At 66.3% G+C, this 17,044-nt stretch carries 12 protein-coding genes, 1 tRNA gene and 1 other RNA gene; 6 read left to right on the plus strand and 8 right to left on the minus strand.

Features of this window, described 5'->3' with window-relative positions; translation table 11 throughout:
• Nucleotides 1-93: 93 nt before the first annotated feature.
• The 3 genes from QFZ23_RS04220 to QFZ23_RS04230 all read left to right on the plus strand — a co-directional run bounded on the left by QFZ23_RS04220 (nt 94) and on the right by QFZ23_RS04230 (nt 3,312).
• Nucleotides 94-2,538, plus strand: a complete 2,445-nt coding sequence (locus tag QFZ23_RS04220) for a S8 family serine peptidase (protein ID WP_306920687.1) — start codon at nt 94-96, stop codon at nt 2,536-2,538.
• A gap of 204 nt (nt 2,539-2,742) precedes the next feature.
• On the plus strand, nt 2,743-2,937 hold the full coding sequence (locus tag QFZ23_RS04225) for a hypothetical protein (RefSeq protein WP_373427921.1): 195 nt from the start codon (nt 2,743-2,745) through the stop codon (nt 2,935-2,937).
• Between the two features lie 165 nt (nt 2,938-3,102).
• A complete protein-coding gene (locus QFZ23_RS04230) occupies nt 3,103-3,312 on the plus strand; it encodes a hypothetical protein (protein WP_306926654.1) in 210 nt (69 codons plus the stop codon).
• Between the two features lie 103 nt (nt 3,313-3,415).
• On the opposite strand, the gene QFZ23_RS04235 is transcribed toward QFZ23_RS04230, so the two are convergent.
• From QFZ23_RS04235 to QFZ23_RS04255, 5 genes are all read right to left on the minus strand, one after another.
• Nucleotides 3,416-4,774 (minus strand): aspartate kinase, encoded by a 1,359-nt coding sequence (locus tag QFZ23_RS04235; protein WP_306920691.1) that lies wholly within the window; start codon nt 4,772-4,774, stop codon nt 3,416-3,418.
• A gap of 123 nt (nt 4,775-4,897) precedes the next feature.
• Nucleotides 4,898-5,497 (minus strand): recombination mediator RecR, encoded by a 600-nt coding sequence (gene recR, locus QFZ23_RS04240; protein ID WP_190604438.1) that lies wholly within the window; start codon nt 5,495-5,497, stop codon nt 4,898-4,900.
• Between the two features lie 130 nt (nt 5,498-5,627).
• Nucleotides 5,628-9,170: a DNA polymerase III subunit gamma and tau gene (locus QFZ23_RS04245; RefSeq protein ID WP_306920696.1), complete on the minus strand. Its 3,543-nt coding sequence runs from the start codon at nt 9,168-9,170 to the stop codon at nt 5,628-5,630.
• Nucleotides 9,171-9,202: 32 nt separating this feature from the next.
• Nucleotides 9,203-9,299, minus strand: an RNA gene (gene ffs / locus QFZ23_RS04250) — signal recognition particle sRNA small type.
• 72 nt (nt 9,300-9,371) lie between these two features.
• Nucleotides 9,372-9,695, minus strand: a complete 324-nt coding sequence (locus QFZ23_RS04255; protein WP_306920699.1) for a hypothetical protein — start codon at nt 9,693-9,695, stop codon at nt 9,372-9,374.
• Nucleotides 9,696-9,771: 76 nt separating this feature from the next.
• Between QFZ23_RS04255 and QFZ23_RS04260 the strand changes: the two genes are divergently transcribed.
• Nucleotides 9,772-9,859 (plus strand) — tRNA-Ser (locus QFZ23_RS04260).
• A gap of 78 nt (nt 9,860-9,937) precedes the next feature.
• Here the strand turns inward: QFZ23_RS04260 and QFZ23_RS04265 are convergent.
• Nucleotides 9,938-10,846 (minus strand): oxygenase MpaB family protein, encoded by a 909-nt coding sequence (locus tag QFZ23_RS04265; RefSeq protein ID WP_306920700.1) that lies wholly within the window; start codon nt 10,844-10,846, stop codon nt 9,938-9,940.
• Between the two features lie 196 nt (nt 10,847-11,042).
• Here QFZ23_RS04265 and QFZ23_RS04270 point away from each other — a divergent pair, with 196 nt between their 5' ends.
• Both QFZ23_RS04270 and QFZ23_RS04275 read left to right on the plus strand, forming a co-directional pair.
• Entirely contained in the window at nt 11,043-12,638 is a 1,596-nt protein-coding gene (locus tag QFZ23_RS04270) for a M23 family metallopeptidase (RefSeq protein ID WP_306920702.1), read from the plus strand.
• 670 nt (nt 12,639-13,308) lie between these two features.
• On the plus strand, nt 13,309-14,220 hold the full coding sequence (locus tag QFZ23_RS04275; protein WP_306926656.1) for a phosphodiesterase: 912 nt from the start codon (nt 13,309-13,311) through the stop codon (nt 14,218-14,220).
• 73 nt (nt 14,221-14,293) lie between these two features.
• On the opposite strand, the gene QFZ23_RS04280 is transcribed toward QFZ23_RS04275, so the two are convergent.
• Both QFZ23_RS04280 and QFZ23_RS04285 read right to left on the minus strand, forming a co-directional pair.
• Nucleotides 14,294-15,880: a stealth conserved region 3 domain-containing protein gene (locus tag QFZ23_RS04280; protein WP_306920704.1), complete on the minus strand. Its 1,587-nt coding sequence runs from the start codon at nt 15,878-15,880 to the stop codon at nt 14,294-14,296.
• A gap of 144 nt (nt 15,881-16,024) precedes the next feature.
• On the minus strand, nt 16,025-16,954 hold the full coding sequence (locus QFZ23_RS04285) for a hypothetical protein (RefSeq protein ID WP_306920706.1): 930 nt from the start codon (nt 16,952-16,954) through the stop codon (nt 16,025-16,027).
• Nucleotides 16,955-17,044: the final 90 nt, after the last annotated feature.

The raw sequence follows: 17,044 nt of genomic DNA on the forward strand, positions 1-17,044 counted from the left end.
CATAACCATATAGTGATGACGCCCATGGGGGGCAGAGCGTCCAGTTCGTGGGACCGAAGGTCTACAGGTCCTGAACCAAGGAAGGCATCCCCCATGATCCCTCAGCAATCCACTACCCGCCCCGGACATAGCAGAAGGCTGCCGGCCATATTCGCCGTGGCCCTTGCCATGGTCATTGGCCAGGGCCTCGCCGGTCCAACCGCGGCGGCTCCTGCACCTGCATCGGTGCAGCCGGCCACGCTACAGCCAGTGGCTGCCCAGCCGGCAGCATCCCCGCTCGACGACGGCCACTACATCGTGATGCTCAAGGACAAACCGCTGGCCACTTACTCCGGCGGCGTCCCGGGCATCCCCGGCACGGCGGTGCCGAAGGGGAAGAAGCTGAACCCCTCCGGCCCCAACTCGCGCAAGTACGATTCGCACCTCAAAGCCAAGCAGCGGCAGGCGGCAGCCTCCAAGGGTGTGACCATCAACAGGAGCTACACCCTGGCCCTCAACGGTTTCAGCGCAGTTCTCTCCGCAGCCCAGGCGAAGGCGCTCGCCGGTGATACCAACGTTCTGGCCGTGGTCCCGGACAGCATCCGCAAGCCGGACTACTCGAGCACGGACTTCCTTGGACTGCCCGGCGGCGACGGCGTGTGGGACCAGCAGTTCGGTGGCGCGGATGAGGCGGGCAAGGGCATCGTGGTCGGCATGGTGGACACCGGTTACACGCCCGACAACCCGTTCTTCGCCGGGGACACCGTCGATCCGCTGTCCGGCACGCCGGACGTTGGCGTGCCGTTCCGCCTCCAGGGCAACGTGATCGCCATGCGCAAGGCCAACGGCGGGACCTTCGTGGGCGACTGCGTGGCCGGCGACGGGTTCGACGGCACGGAATGCAACAGCAAAGTCATCGGTGCCAGGTTCTACGACAAGGCCTACAAGGCAGCGGTTCCACCGGAATTCCGGTCCCCGAATGAGAAGTTCTCGCCGCTGGACGTTAGCGGCCACGGATCACACACCGGCAGCACCGCAGCCGGAAACGCCGACGTCACCCAGACGGCAGGCGGGCGCGACTTCGGCAAGAGCTCAGGCGTTGCACCGGCGGCCAAGATTGCCGTGTATAAGGTCTGCTGGGAAGGCGCCATTCCGGAGGCCACCGGGTGCGTTGACTCGGACATTCTCAACGCCATCCAGGATGCCGTCCTCGACGGCGTGGACGTGCTGAACTTCTCCATCTCGGGAAACAACAACTCCACCGTCGATGCCGTTTCCCTCGCGTTCCTCAACGCCGCCGCCGCAGGGATCTTTGTCGCTGCCTCCGGAGGCAATTCCGGCCCGACGGCCTCGACCGTCAACCACGCCGGTCCCTGGATCACCAGCGTGGCAGCCTCGACGTTCGACAACACGCTCCGCGGAACCGCGGAACTGTCGGACGGCAGCAAGTTCGCCGGTGCAAGTGTCATGAGCAGCGAGGTGGACTCCAAGCCGATCGTGCTGGCCGTGGACGTGAAGGCAGCCGCCGCCCTGGCAACTGATGCGGCGCTGTGCGCGCCGAACTCCCTGGACCCGGCCAAAACTGCAGGCAAGATCGTGGTCTGTGACCGCGGCGTTGTGGCACGCGTTGACAAGAGTGCCGAGGTCAAGCGCGCAGGCGGCGTGGGCATGGTCCTGGTCAACCTGACGCCCGGCTCGCTCGACGCCGACCTGCACAGCGTGCCCACGGTGCACGTGGGCGACCCGAAGATCAAGGACCTGGTGGCGGCGACCCCGGGTATGACGGCAAGCCTGAAGGCGACCGACACCACCGGGGCCGAACCTCCGCCGGTGCCGCAGATTGCGGAGTTCTCCTCACGCGGTCCCACCCTGGCATCCAACGGGGACCTGCTCAAGCCTGACGTTACGGCTCCCGGTGTGGCAGTGCTGGCCGCGGTTTCGCCCGTGGGTTTTAAGGGCGAGAACTTCGGCTTCCTGTCCGGCACGTCCATGGCGTCGCCGCACATCGCCGGCTCGGGTGCGCTGCTGCTGGGCAAGAACCCGCAGTGGTCCCCGGCGGCCGTGAAATCCGCCATCATGACTACTGCCTACGATCTGGTCAATGCTAAGGGCACCAACGTGCATGACGTCTTTGCCCAGGGCGCCGGCCACGTTGATCCTGCCCGGTTCGACTCCCCCGGGCTCGTTTACGACGCCGGCATCAGTGACTGGATGGGCTTCCTCCAGGGACAGGGAATCGACCTTGGCGTCGCACCTATCGCAGCCAAGGACGTCAACCTTCCCTCCGTGGCGCTGGGCGCCATGTCCGGCAGCCAGACCGTCACGCGGTCGGTGACGGCGGTGACGGCAGGAACATACCGGGCCGCCATTACCCTTCCGGGCATCACCGCCACTGTCAGCCCGGCAGAAGTGACGCTGGCGGAGGGTGAAAGCGCCACGTTCACCATCACGTTCACTACCGCAGGGGCTCCGCTGAACGCGTACTCCACCGGATCCCTGACGTGGACGTCAGGCGACAACACCGTCCGCTCACCGGTGGCGGTGCGGCCGGTGCCATAGTGCAGTTGATCCCAGGACGGACGACGCCGGGACTCACCCCTGGAGGTGAGTCCCGGCGTCGTCCTTCTCCCGGCCTAACGCCGGCGGCGAGACGTGCGGGATGCTCAATCATTAGTGCACTAATCGTTCGCGTATCATTGATGGTGGCAGCAGTTCCGAAATGGAGTGGATAACTTGGCAAAAGAGAACGGCGCACAGCGGTTCATGCGGGCAACCGGCAAGCTTAGGGCGGTTTTTGGGCCCGCCAACAGGAGCTCGCTGGTGCACGACATGACCGAGGAGAACCGCGAACTGCTCGCCCAGCGTGAGGCCGAGACGCAGCAGTGGGAAACCGTCCGGCGCCCGGACGGCAGCACGTACGTTGTGCCCCGCAACCCCGACGACAAGTCCCTGCGCTAGCAGCCGTTTTACAGCCATCGTTGAACCATGCCAGTCGCTGAATCATGCCGGCGGTTGAAACATTGCCGGCCGGGGTCTTTTTCGGGGTCCCGGCGTAAAATAAGGGCACTGGCAATCGAAGGGCAGACGCTCTGACGCCTTCACGCAGGGAAGGGGGTGGGACTTGTGGCACATGTGCTCACTGGCTTTATGAACCTGACGGACAGGCTCCGGTTCGTGTTCGGCCCTGCCGCCGTAGGCGATTCAGGTGCGCCGGTGGTTCACCTGCATGACGATTATGAGCATGCTTCCGAAGATGATTTGGCCCAGTTCGAAGTCGAGACCGACTCGGAGGGGCACCACTATGCTGTCCGCAAGAGCGACCTGGATAAGTGATAACGCCTCTATTGAAGTGAAGGAGCCCGGCGCGTAAACGCACCGGGCTCCTTTCTGCACAGGTTATGACAGCGCTGGCTGTGACAGCGCTGAGGCAGGCGCCTTAGCGCCCAGTGCCGCCGTAGACGGTGGCAACTGCTTCGCTGTCCAGGTCGAATGCCTTGTGGATGGCGCGGACGGCGTCATCGAGCAGGTCAGCGTGCGTCACAACGGAAATGCGGATTTCTGAAGTGGAGATCATGTTGATGTTGATGCCTGCAGCGGACAGTGCTTTGAAGAACGTGGCCGAAACACCCGGGTGCGAGCGCATGCCGGCGCCGATCAGCGACAGCTTACCGATCTGCTCGTTGTACTCGATGCTTTCGAAACCGATCTCGGCCTGCGCAGCACGGAGGGCGGCAAGGGCGTCGGCGCCCTCGACGATGGGTAGGGTGAAGGAGATGTCGGTCCTGCCGGTGCCGTGCGTGGAGACGTTCTGGACGATCATGTCGATGTTCGAGTGTGCGTCCGCGATGACCTGGAAGATGGCGGCTGCCTTGCCCGGGATGTCCGGAACACCTACAACGGTGACCTTTGCTTCCGAGCGGTCGTGTGCAACACCGGAGATGATTGGCTGCTCCAAGGCAACTCCCTCTTGAGTCGTGATCTTGTCATCGGCGCTGGGCAGGACCCAGGTGCCTTCGTTCTGGCTGAATGAGGAACGGACGTGTAGCGGCACGCCGAAACGCCGGGCGTATTCGACGCACCGGAGGTGGAGGATCTTGGCGCCGGAGGCGGCCAGTTCCAGCATCTCCTCGCTGGAGATGCGGTCGATTTTCTGCGCTGACGGAACGACGCGGGGGTCCGCGGTGTAGATGCCGTCAACGTCGGTGTAGATCTCGCAGACGTCTGCCTCGAGGGCGGCGGCGAGGGCCACCGCCGTCGTGTCCGAACCGCCGCGGCCGAGGGTGGTGATCTCGTTGGTGGAGCGGCTCATGCCCTGGAAGCCGGCGACGATGGCAATGTGCCCCTTGTCCAAGGCGGTGCGGATGCGGTGCGGGTCGACGTCGATGATCCGGGCTTTGCCATGGATTCCGTCTGTGATCATGCCAGCCTGGGAACCCGTGAAGGATTGCGCGGACGCACCGAACTTGTTGATGGCCATGGCCAGCAGGGCCATGGAGATGCGCTCACCGGCGGAGAGGAGCATGTCCATCTCGCGGGCCGGGGCTGAGTCGGTGACCTGGGCGGCAAGGTCAAGGAGCTCGTCGGTGGTGTCACCCATCGCGGAGACGACGACGACGACTTCGTTGCCGGCCTTCTGGGCGTCGACCACGCGCCTGGCCACGCGCTTGATGCCCTCAGCGTCAGCCACCGAGGAGCCGCCGAACTTCTGCACAATGAGCTGCGCGGTGACAGCAGCAACTGCGGGCAGCTCTTGCGGCTGCAGTTCGGTTTTCACATCGGTACTGGGCATACTCATGCGTGCACCCTCACTGGATCAAATTGGAGTTCTGGAGGCCAGGCGGCCTTACGGCACGGCGGCATACTGGTTTCAACAGTTTATCGCCGCCGTCCGCCGGCTGTGGAATTGTGACCCTTGCAGTCAGCTGAGGGCATTCCGGCGGCCCTCGAAGGCCCTGCCCAGGGTGACTTCGTCCGCGTACTCGAGGTCCCCTCCCACGGGCAGCCCGGAAGCGAGACGGGTGACCGCGATCCCGATGGACTGCAGCATCCGCGCCAGGTAGGTGGCGGTGGCCTCGCCCTCAAGGTTCGGGTCGGTGGCGATGATGATCTCTTGGACGGCGCCATCACTGAGCCGGTTGAGGAGTTCGCGGATCCGAAGCTGCTCCGGACCGACGCCGGCGATCGGGTTAATGGCACCGCCGAGCACGTGGTAGCGGCCCCGGAATGAGCGGGTGCGCTCCACGGCCAGCACGTCCTTGGACTCCTCCACGACGCAGATGACGGAGGGGTCACGCCTCGGGTCGCGGCAAATGTTGCACAGTTCCTGCTCGGTCACGTTGCCGCAGGCGGCGCAGAACTTGACCCGCTCCTTGACGGTGGTGATGGCCTCCACCAGCCGCTTCATGTCCTGGGGGTCTGCCTCCAGGATGTGGAAAGCCAGGCGCTGCGCAGACTTCGGTCCCACACCGGGAAGGCGTCCGAGCTCGTCGATCAGCTCCTGAACTGCACCCTCGTACACTTTTTCCTCGATTGCTTGGTTGAAAGTTGGCCGCTGCCCCCAGACGGGGCACCGGGACGTCGCGGGGCGGCCTGCCCGGCCCCTGGGTCCTCGCTTCGGGCGGAGCCCCTTCAGGGCCGGGTGCCACTGCCTAGTACCGGGGCATCAGGGGGCTGCCGTCCAGCGACCGTTCTTCGATGAGCTTTCCGCCCAGAATACGCTCGACGGCGGCGCGGCCAAAGACGCCCGACTCCTCGATGGTTTCGTCATCCGCGCTGGGGATGTCCTGCACGTACTGTGCCGGTTCCTCGGTGCTCCGCACTGGCGCCTTGGCCCGGCCCGCCTCGGCCTCCGGGCTGTTGGAGAGCCTCTGGTAGAGGCTCAGCTTGCCCCTGGCGGGAGTCTCGGGCGCCGATGCAGTGTTACGGGCAGCCGCAACTGCGGGCCCGGCCTGAACCGCTGGTCCGGCCTGAACTGCTGGTCCGGCCTGAGCGGGTCCGGGGCGTGATGCGAACACGGGAACCCGGACCGGGGCGGCATCGGTGGCAGTAGTCACGGCTGGTGGGCGGACACCCTGGGGTGGGGTGGGTGCTCCGTACTCGTGGCTGGGAGCTGCCGGGGCGGATGCCATGGCGTAGGCAGGCTCGAACTCCGGCACATTGCGCTCGGCAGTTTCCGGCGGGGTCTCAGCGGGGGCGCTCACCCTCGGGGCGCCTTCACCGGGGGCGCTCCCACCCGGCGCAGTGGACGGCGGGCCTTCAGCGGCGGGACCGCCGGGGTGCGGCGGCTGGGCGGCGGCCGGTGCGTACACCGGTGCAGCCGTCCCGTTTGACTCCTCGTCTCGCCCATCGTCAGCCACGCCCGGGTATTTGCCCACGTTGCTTTCTGAACCGAGAGCCCAAACGCCAGGTGTCTGCTCGACAGCACGGGACCACGGATCAGCCGAGGTGTCTGGAGCAGGCTGGCGCTCCGCCTGTGCCGGAGCAGCATTTTTTGCACGGGTCTGCGGAGCGGACGGTGCGGACTCGGCAGTCTGGGTTACCTCCGGTGCCTTTATCTCCGGCGCCGACGACATCTCCGGCCCCGACGACGGCGCAGGGCTGCCCTGCCACTGGCGCGGCGGCTCCCAGTCCATGGGAGGCTCTTCTTCCAGCGGAGGTGCGTCCTCGTCCAGCGGAGGGCCCCAGTCGTCATCCGGATGGGAATAGTCGCCGGCTTGCTGCTGCGGTCCACGTGCCTGCCCCTGTGCTGCAGAGGATTGGGGGACAGGCACCTGTGAAGCAGCCGGCTCCGTGGCCACCGGCTGTGTGGCGGGTTGCTGGGGCGACACGGTCGGTGCATGGCCGGATGCTCCAGCAGCGCCGCCGGCGCCGACAGGTGCGGCAGGGAGAGCGGGTGCGGTAGTGGCTGATGCGGCGGTAGCGCTTCCGACGCCGGCGGGGGCTGCGGTGTCCGACCGGGACGCCGTGATGGTCGGTCCTGACCATTGCGGCGCGGAAACCGCTCGAGCCTCCGGCGAAGAAGGAGAGGCATGCCCCGCCGCGGGCGCAGTGGACGCAGTTGGCGACGCCGGAGCCGAACCTGTTGCCGGAGGACGGGCAGGGACGGACTCCGGCTCGCCGGAGCCACCCGGGGCAGGGGCCAGGCCCCAATCCGCGTCCGTAGTGGCAGCCGGAATATCCCGGCTAGTAGGCGCTTTTGGGTTTGGTTCAGAGCTCGCTGAGCTGCCGGCGCCTGCCACGGCGGTGATCTGGCAGTCGATGCCTATCGTTTTGTGGATGGCCTGGCGCAGATTCTCGGAGTGGTCTGCCCTGCCGAAGGCACCGGCCAGCCCGGGGGTGGTGAAGACGAGCGTCAGGACCTGGCCGTCGAACTGGCCGACCTGGGCATTGGGCTCCACGAGCGCCCACGTGCTCCGCTTGATTCTTGCCAGGGTCTGCAGGACCTCAGGCCAGGCGCGGCGGAGTACCTCCACGTCGGCGTGCCCACCGGCGGGAGTTGCACCGGCAGAGGCTGTACTCGAAGAGGGCTGGGCGTGGGACTGCGGGGCCGGAGTCGAAGGGGCTGCCTGTGCCGCCAGCAGCTGGGGGCCTTGGGCCTGTTGGCGCGGGGCCTGTTCAGGCCGCGGGGCGGACTCCGGTGCCTGCGAAGCCGCGGGACGCTGGTCAACAAAGTCCCGGCCCTGGCCGTCGTGTGAGCCCGAGGCCGGGCGGTGGTCGCGTGCGGCGGTGTCATCCATGGGCCAGTCACCAGTGGTGATCCGTGGTGCGGCCAGCGCTTCCCGTCCGGGTGCGTCCTGGATGCTGGGCGGGCTCTGCGGCGCGCCCTGCGCCGGAGCCGGGGCGGACGCCGGAGCGGCCTCTGCCGGAGCGGCGGGAACTCTCGCCGAAGCTGCCGGAGCGTTCAGGGAAGGAGCGGCAGACGGAACAGGTGCAGCAGTGGCAGGAGGAGCAGGCGCGGCTGCCGCAGGCGCTGGCACGGCCGGCGCAACTGACGCGGTGGCGGGAACACCGGCGTCGGACCCTCCGTAGTTCAGGCGACGCTCCACGCGGTCGATCCTGGCAGCGATGCCGCGTTCGGTCTGCTCGGAACTGGGCAGCAGGATGCGGGCGCAGAGCAGTTCCAGGTGCAGCCGCGGCGACGTGGCACCCGTCATCTCCGTCAGCGCGGTGTTGGTGACGTCGGCCGCGCGAGACAGCTCGGCTGCGCCGAGATTGTGTGCCTGGCTCTGCATCCGGGCGATCTGGTCGGCCGGCATGCCGCGGAGGATGGCCTGGGCGCTTTCCGGCATGGCCTGCACGATGATGAGGTCGCGGAAGCGCTCCAGGAGGTCCTCCACGAAGCGGCGGGGATCGTGCCCCGTCTGGATGACGCGGTCCACGGCACGGAAGACCGTGGCGGCATCGGAAGCGGCGATTGCCTCGACGACGTCGTCCAGAAGCGAGGCGTGTGTGTAACCGAGGAGTGCCACGGCGAGTTCGTAATCGAGGCCGTTGGGTCCGGCGCCTGCCATGAGCTGGTCCAGCACGGACAACGAGTCCCGCACGGACCCAGCACCTGCGCGGATCACCAGCGACAGCACACCGGGGGCCACGGGGACGTTTTCCTGCTGGCAGAGCTGCTCGAGGTAAGCCATAAGCGGCTCCGGCGGAACGAGCCGGAACGGGTAGTGGTGCGTGCGCGACCGGATGGTCCCGATGACCTTGTCCGGCTCGGTGGTGGCGAAGATGAACTTGATGTGTTCCGGCGGCTCTTCGACGATTTTCAGCAGGGCGTTGAAGCCCGCCGAGGTGACCATGTGGGCCTCGTCAATGATGAAGATCTTGTAGCGGTCCCGCACCGGAGCATAGGTGGCGCGTTCCCGGAGGTCGCGGGCGTCGTCCACGCCGCCGTGGCTGGCGGCGTCGATCTCGATGACGTCGAGGGAGCCGGCACCGCCGCGGGCGAGTTCGACGCAGCTGGGGCAGACGCCGCACGGGGTGTCTGTGGGGCCCTTCGCGCAGTTAAGGCAGCGCGCCAGGATGCGCGCAGACGTGGTCTTGCCGCAGCCGCGCGGGCCGGAGAAAAGGTAGGCGTGGTTCACGCGGTTCTTGCGCAGCGCCGTCATCAGCGGCTCCGTGACGTGTTCCTGCCCGATAACGTCCGCGAACGAGTCCGGGCGATACCTGCGGTAAAGGGCAGTTGTAACAGTCACAGGGAAAACCTACCTATAGGGACTGACATTAAATAAGAGACCCCTCATGCACCCGCCAGAGCCCATCTACCCTTGCTACCTTCCGGTCCTGGGGGAGTTCAACAGGATGACGCCACATGAGGGGCCGTCAGATACTTTACCCGAACTTTGGGCGTGGCCCGAATCGGCTCCCCTGGGGTTGGGGCGGCCGCCGCCGTCGTCTTAGCGGTGCCCGTTCACGCGCCAGCTCATGAACGCCGGCTCCTCGTAGGGGTGGGCCCGCCGCAATCCCTGCACGACGGCGTCAAGCACGTCCTCTTCCACGATGCACTCGATCCGGACCTCGGAAACTTCCTCCGGCTCGCCGGCGGTGCCGATGTAGGGTCGGGCTCCGGGCAAGGGGGTAAATCGTCCTGTACCCGGCGACGTGAAGGAGCAGTGCGAGTAGTCACCCAGCCTCCCGGCGCCGGCATCTCCAATGGCGGTGAGCACCGCCTCGGCGTGGGATTCGGGAACGTAAACCACGAGCGCATGCAGCTGGGACATGGCACCATTTTCGGCCGATTGGGAGATGCCGGAAAGTTCAGGTATTCTAGTATCTGCTTTTGGTTCAAGAGCAGCTGGAGAATTCGCCTAGCGGCCTATGGCGCACGCCTGGAACGCGTGTTGGGTTAACGCCCTCGGGGGTTCAAATCCCCCATTCTCCGCCAACGGAAAACCCGGTTCTGACTTCGTCAGGACCGGGTTTTCTGTTTTCTGCGTCCTTTTTTCTACGTCGAGTACGGGGGCTAGGCCACGCCAAGTCTGCGGAGCCGTTGGCGGGCGGCGAGCTCGCTGGGGCTGGCCCTGCCCAGGGCCAAACGGACGACGGCGAGGGTCGCCCTGGCGGCCGGCCTCACGGGCAGCGGCAGGGGACCCAGCCGGGCAGTATGCAGTCCGAGCAGCCGGCGGTATTCAGGCTCCAGACTCAGGACGGCGGCCTCGAACAGCACTCGGTAACCCGGCTTCAGCAGGGGATGAAGGGGCGGATCCCGGATGAAGGCGACTGTTTCGGCAACCCGGTTATCGCCGCGAAGAATCCCGGAAGCAAGCCATTTTCCGAGCTCCCGGTCGAGGGCGGCTTTGCTCTCCGGCGGGAACTCCACGCCCATGAGCCTGCCAGCCTGCGCCCATTCGCGCACATAGGCGTCCGGGCCGCCCGGAATGGTGCCGCCCCACAGCTCATGCGCGCGCAGAAACGAGTCCGTGAACGTGATGTGCACCCAGCGGAGAAGTTCAGGATCGTTGGCGGAGTACTCGATGACGGTGCCGCCGCCGTCGACGTACTTGCCGATAACGGACTCGTGCAGCCGGACCACCCTCGCGGTTGCCGCCTGGGCAACAGCTGTGGATCCGTAAGTGAGGGCGTGGATCCACGCCGTGGTCCGGGCCAGTCGGCCCAGCGTGTCCTCACGGAAATTTGAGTGGTCGTGGACACCGGCGAGGACGCCGGGGTGGAGGGTCTGCATCAGCAGGGCACGGATGCCGCCGATGATGGTGGGCATGCCGGCGTGGACGGCCCAGACCGCAGAGCCGGGGAGGAAGTACCCGGCGTCGTCTCCCTGGGCAAACTTCCGGACCCAGTCCGGCAGCGCATCCGGGCTGCCGGTCAGTGTGCGTTTCAGTTCCGCCTGCCATTTCCTCAGGAAAGTCCGCATGTTTCATTCTCGCGCGTCGAGGCTGGCCGGTTAAGCCTATGGATGCATGCCACGTGACCCCCCCGTTTTAGGGGTTTCGCCGTGCTAGAGCCTGTGGCCACAATGGAGGACACGCTCGTCGAGACAGGAAGTCTGGCGGGTACTGATCCAGGAGAATTCTGTGGCAAATCATGGGGGACCCGAGCATACACCGAGGGTGACCGGCCCTGGCCGGATCGCCTTGCGGAGCCTATCCGCGGCGGTGGTTGTCGGCTTCTCCGTCTTTGCCTTCGGGTTCCAGGGGCCCGCTGCCCCGATCCAGCAGCCCGTGGGTGCTGCCGTCCCAATTGCCCCTCCCTCGGGAGTTGTCGGGCCGGAACTCCTTGATCCCGACACCACCCCGCCCGGGTACCCGATCAGCGGCTCCGGCATCGCCGCACCGGCGAAGGCTCCCACCGGACGCACCGTGTCGAATACCGCCGTCAAGGCAATAAAGACGGGCACCGCCAAATCTCCCGGTGTGGCTTCCACCGCGCTGAAGCGGCCCGGGGCAGGCTTCCTCATGGCACCCCTGGAGGTGCTGACTCCCAGTTCCCCGTTCGGCCTGCGGCACAGCCCGATCACCGGCGAAGCTGGAGAGTTCCACTGGGGCCAGGACTTCTCCGCCGCCTGTGGCACCCGTGTCTACGCAGCCGACGCCGGCGTGGTGCGAGCCGCCGGATGGCACCCCTGGGGCGGCGGCAACAGGGTGGAAATTGACCACGGCAACGGCCTGATCACCACGTACAACCACCTGCAGGGCATCGCCGTCGAAAAGGGCGACCAGGTGCGGGTAGGAGAGATCATCGCGGAGGTAGGCACCACTGGATCCTCCACCGGCTGCCACCTGCACTTCGAGGTGATCAAGAACGGTCAGCACGAGGACCCGATGAAGTGGACCCTCCTGCCCATCCGGCAGACCGACGCACTGGCGCCCGCCGTCTTTACCAGCTTCGAAAGCGGTTCGGCCACCACCTCCGGGTGGGCCATCCCCAACATCCCAGGCAACAGCGGACCGGGCAACACGGATGACGGCCTGACGCCGGTCACCGCAGCCGCAGTGGCCAACCCGCGCAGCGGCCCGTCAACCTCCGTGGGAACCACCCTCGTTGCCAGCTCGTCGACCTCCGGTCCAACCTCGTCCGGTCCATCGACCTCCCCCACGGCGGCAACTCCGACTGTTACGACAAGTACGACAAGCCCCACGCCAACGCCGCCGAAGCCTCCTGCGACGGCCAAACCCAAGCCGACGCCGACTCCCACACCGACGCCAACTCCCACACCGACGCCGACTCCTACCCCCACACCCACTCCGACGCAGACTCCCACCACGCCGCCGGCGGTCCCGGCTCCGGCTGATCCGACTCCCCCCGAGCCGGCGGTCCCGGCGGACCCCGTGCCCCCGGCACCCACCGAGCCGGTCGCACCCCCCGCGCCGATCACGCCTGCCCCGACGGAAGTTGCCCCCATCGAGCCGGCGGTCCCGGCGGTCCCGGCGGACCCCGTGCCCCCGGCACCCACCGAGCCGGTCGCACCTCCCGCGCCGATCACGCCTGCCCCGACGGAAGTTGCCCCCATCGAGCCCGCTCCGGCACCTGTGCAGGATCCGGTCCCCACGCCGGCGGCCCCCGTAACCACGGTTCCGGCTGGGCCAGCACCGGCGCCAGTTCCCACGTCGGAACCGGCAGCCGTGACGTCGCCAAGTGCCGCGCCAACCGGGGATTCTGCCGCGGCAGAAGCCGTTCCGACGGCGGAGCCCACGGCGGCGCCGTAAATGGTGGCGGGCAGCCGACGTCGGGCTGTTCGCTTACCGGGGAAGCCAAATGGTGAGGAGGTCCAGGGAATGCAACAGAGGCCAATGCCGTTGTCATTAGTGACAGCTATGCACCCGGCGAGAGAGCACACTGTGACTTCCCTCCAAACGATTCCGCCGACACCCGACGGAACACGCCCGGGTTTCGGATGCCCCACGGGTGATGCAGGTCTGGCGGCGGATGCGTCCGCCGACGGCGGATGTGCGGGCTGTACCAGATTTGCTGGGTGGCTGGCCTGCCCAGCGCTGCAGCACGCCGTCGTCCGCGTTGCCAGCGGCCCCAGGCACGGTAAGCCGGGCACTTTCCGGAAGAGCATTCCGCCCGGAACTGCCCGGGGGATTTCCCCCTTCATCTCTGCGGCGAAGCTGCCGGGCGCATAGCCCACTGTCCGTGAGGTACCTGCGGAATGCGGCAAATCAAACAATGCGCGGCAAAGAAATGAAGCGGTCATCGGGTGATGACCGTGCGAGGAAACGAAAGCGAGGAAGGTAGCCCGAAAGCGGCGGCGGTGTTGTAATTTTTCAACATGCAAACTCCCGTTTCCCCATAGTTCGCTTTTTATCTGGTTGGATGGAACGTACTGAGAGGGACACAGGAGGCGCCCGCTTCCTAACTACCGCGAAGGCAGCAATGGAGCTCATCGAGGCCGAGCATCCCCGGCCACGCCATTTTCTACTCCACCTGAGTGACCCCCACCTGTTGGGAGGTCCGGACCCCCTATACGGCGCAGTTGACAGCGAAGCCCGCCTGATCCAGCTCTTCGACGAGGTTCAGGCCTCGGGCGCGCGCCCGGAAGCCGTAATATTCACCGGCGACCTGGCAGACAAAGGTGATCCCGAGGCGTACGCAAAGCTCCGCGCGATCGTGGAGCCCGCGTGCCGGGATCTCGGTGCCCAGGTCATCTGGGCCATGGGCAACCATGACAACCGCGCCAACTTCCGGGCCGGCCTGTTCGATCAGCCGGGCAACGACGATCCCGTCGACCACAGCTACTACGTCAACGGGCTGCGCGTCATCACCATGGATACGTCCGTGCCCGGCTACCACCACGGGGAACTCAGTGACAACCAGCTGGACTGGCTTGCCGGGCAGCTGGAGACCCCAGCGCCGGACGGCACCATCCTGGCCCTGCACCATCCGCCGGTTCCGTCGGTGCTGGACCTGTCCGTGCTGGTGGAGCTCCGCGACCAGGCGTCCCTGGCAGCCGTAGTCCGGAACTCGGATGTCCGTAGCATCCTCGCCGGGCACCTCCATTACTCCACGACGGCGAGCTTCGCCGGCATCCCCGTGTCTGTGGCCTCGGCGACGTGCTACACCCAGGACCTGAACGTTCCGGTGGGCGGCACGCGCGGCCGCGACGGCGGGCAGGCCTTCAACCTGGTGCACGTTTATGAGCACACGGTGGTGCATTCAGTAGTGCCGCTGGGCGCAACTCCGACCGTGGGCGAGTATGTCAGCCCCGAGGAGACGGAACGCCGTCTGGCAGCAGCCGGAATCCGCATCCCCGAAGGGGCCAAACGCCCAATGCTCGCACGGAAGTAGCGTCAGTACATACAAGAAAACCCCGCCGGATCTGAACTGGTCAGATCCGGCGGGGTTTTCTGCGATCTGGAGCCTACTTTTCCCAGGGCGCCTTGATCGGGTAGTACTTCTCCAGGAAGTCCGTAACCAGCTCCGCACGTTCGTCGGCCGGAACCTCCGGGAAACTGCCGTCATTGAGGCAGAAGAAGTCCATGTTGCGCTTGGTCAGCAGCTTGGGCAGGTAGTTCAGTCCCGACCGGAGCGTGGTGTCCACGTAGCGCACCTTTGCTGCCGTCTGGGTTACGGCCCGGCCGGTCAGCAGCGCGTAGTAGTGGTAGAAGGAATTCGTGACGGAGATGTTGTCTGCGGCCCTGAATGTGCTGGCGGCAGTGTTCGCGAACTCCGCGGGGAACTCCTGCTCCATCTGGGCAACCAGGCTGCGCCGTAGCGGGGCCGCCGTGTGCTCCAGGTGGCGGGTGGTGATCCGGCCAAAGCGGTTCCAGAGCAGTTTCCGGTTGACCCGGGCCGCGTTTTCGAAGCCGCTGCGTTCGGCGTCGTTGTCGCCGAGGCCGATGCGGGTCTCCGCCTCGATGAACTTGGTGATGCCACCCGGTGTGAAGAACATGTCCGGGCCGACAGGCCGCCCGAAGAACATGTCGTCATTGGAGTAGAGGAAGTGCTCGGAGAGGCCCTCGATGTGGTGCAGCTGGCACTCCACGGCCTGGGAGTTGTGCGTGGGCAGCACCGACGGGTCGGCGAAGAACTCCTCGCTCCGGACAATGGTCACGGACGGGTGGTCGTTCAGCCATTCCGGCGCGGGGGAGTCCGTGGCGATGAAGATGCGGCGGACCCACGGTGCGAACATGTACACCGACCGGAGCGCGTATTTGAGCTCATTGATTTGCCGGTAGCGCGCCTCGTGGTCGTCGCCTTCGCCAAGGACGGCTCCCGCCATCCGGGCACGGCGGGCGGCGATGTACTCCGGGGAGGTGCCGTCCACCCAGGAGAAGACCATGTCGATATCAAAGCTGATGTCGCTTGCGTGGTCGGCGAACATGTTCTCGATGGTGGGCCACGTGTGGCCATAGCGCTCAACCGTTCCGCGGACGGCGTCGTGCGCCATCATGGTGCGGCGGGTCAGGGAGTTCTCGATCGGCAGGATTACTTCGTTGCCCAGGAAGCTCCACAGCTCCACCTGGACGCCCGCGGAGGCACCAAATTCGAACCCGCCGTAGGGCTCAACCCGCGGGCGGTACAACCGGAAGATGCGTGCCTGCCGGTTGACGGAGAGTTCGCCGTCGGCCACGAGGACGGACGTCTTCTTCTTCGCGTCCACGGTCATAGAGTAGAAAGGCTCGTTCCGGCAGGCGTCCACAAGGGCGGACCGCAGTTTCTTGCGGTCCTTCCAGTCGAGGGCGATCACCGGACGGTCGTTGTTGCCCCGGACCAGCAGGTAATCCAGCCCGGCCCCGTCCAGCACATTCCGCAGGAAGAGCAGGTCCTCAACCATGGCCTGGTAGGGCGTCCGTGTGTCGTTGATCAGCGCATACCGGCCTGACCGGCGAACGACGTCGGGGCGGTGCTTGAGGCGCGCCACAGCCGCCGGCGACGTTACTTCCGCGAGCGCGGGTACGTCCTCGGATGCCTGACCGCCGTAGTAGATGTCGTCCTGAACCGTCACGTCGGTAATGGTGTTTCTCCCAAGCTGCTAGGGGTGAAGTCTTACTTGCATGATAGTCCTGCCGATAAAACATGTCGGGCAGCGGGAGGGCGGTGGCCCGCCACTCTGTGCTCTGGCCCTTATCCCGCGGCCGCGGCAGCGGGCTCAGCCGAATAGCGCCTGACGCCAACTGGACAGGAACGCCGCCCCGGCGTCGTCGTGAATGACCGTTTCCGGCATACCCAGGTCGACGGCGGTGAGAACGTCGTAGGGCTTGGCCGGGACGCCGTCCGCAGGGCGGACGTCGACGTGTTTCACGGGGTGGTCGTTGTGGTGAAGCCAATCGGCCATGGCGTAGTCCGTGCGGGAATCGCCGACCGTCCGCCAGGCCTGCGGCGTGATTCCCTGGGCCGCCAGGAGCTCCACCGCGCGGCTTGCGCCGAGGTCCTTGCCCAGCCGGACCGACTCAATGTCCGTGGAAATGATGGTGGGGTCCACGCGGTAGTCAATCTCGTCGTCGGAGTTCGGTGCGTGGTGCTCCAGCCGTACCACGCCGAAACCGTAGCGCTCCATGAGCTCCAGGGCCTCGGCATCAAACAGCTTCTGCTCGGCGAGGTACTCACTGCTGGGCACCTCGATATGCTGCTCCACCGACACCATGGCGCGCTTGGTTTCATCGAAGAACATGTGGGACGCGTAATCCTCAGCCACCATGCGCCGGATATCGTCGCCGTAGGCCGCCGGCACGGCAAGCTCGTGGTCCACGTGGATGGGTCCGGGGCCGGCAGCCGTGTAGCTGAACCACACGGCGCCCTTTTCGCAGATGGCGTGGATCAGCGTTCCGCCGGGCATTCCGGCTGCGATCATGGGCGCCATGACCTGCTCGCGGATGAACGCATCCGAACGCCCGGTGTTGAATATGACCGGTATCCCGGCGTTCGCGAGGGCCACCAGATCGGCAATGATTTCCGGTTTCACATCCCTGGTCACCGGGCTGGCGACCGGGCCGTCGACGTCCAGGAGAAGGGCCAGGGCGGGTGCCGACGGCGTGTGGGCGCCGAACCCGGTGGCGGGGTTCGCTGAAGGAGCAGTCATGGCTCCATTCTGTCAGCCGGCACGGGCCGATCCGCCCAGACGGCGGGTAGAGGCCAGCATGTGACACATAGTTACTGTTTGGCTACAACC

It is taken from the genome of Arthrobacter globiformis (assembly GCF_030818015.1).
In the GTDB taxonomy this organism is placed as follows: domain Bacteria; phylum Actinomycetota; class Actinomycetes; order Actinomycetales; family Micrococcaceae; genus Arthrobacter; species Arthrobacter globiformis_C.

Coding starts and splice junctions, on each gene's coding strand:
- QFZ23_RS04225 (WP_373427921.1), top strand. CDS start 2,743: ATGCGGGCAACCGGCAAGCTTAGGGCGGTTTTTGGGCCCGCCAACAGG.
- QFZ23_RS04255 (WP_306920699.1), bottom strand. CDS start 9,695: ATGTCCCAGCTGCATGCGCTCGTGGTTTACGTTCCCGAATCCCACGCC.
- QFZ23_RS04235 (WP_306920691.1), bottom strand. CDS start 4,774: ATGAGTATGCCCAGTACCGATGTGAAAACCGAACTGCAGCCGCAAGAG.
- QFZ23_RS04275 (WP_306926656.1), top strand. CDS start 13,309: ATGGAGCTCATCGAGGCCGAGCATCCCCGGCCACGCCATTTTCTACTC.
- QFZ23_RS04285 (WP_306920706.1), bottom strand. CDS start 16,954: ATGACTGCTCCTTCAGCGAACCCCGCCACCGGGTTCGGCGCCCACACG.
- QFZ23_RS04220 (WP_306920687.1), top strand. CDS start 94: ATGATCCCTCAGCAATCCACTACCCGCCCCGGACATAGCAGAAGGCTG.
- QFZ23_RS04265 (WP_306920700.1), bottom strand. CDS start 10,846: ATGCGGACTTTCCTGAGGAAATGGCAGGCGGAACTGAAACGCACACTG.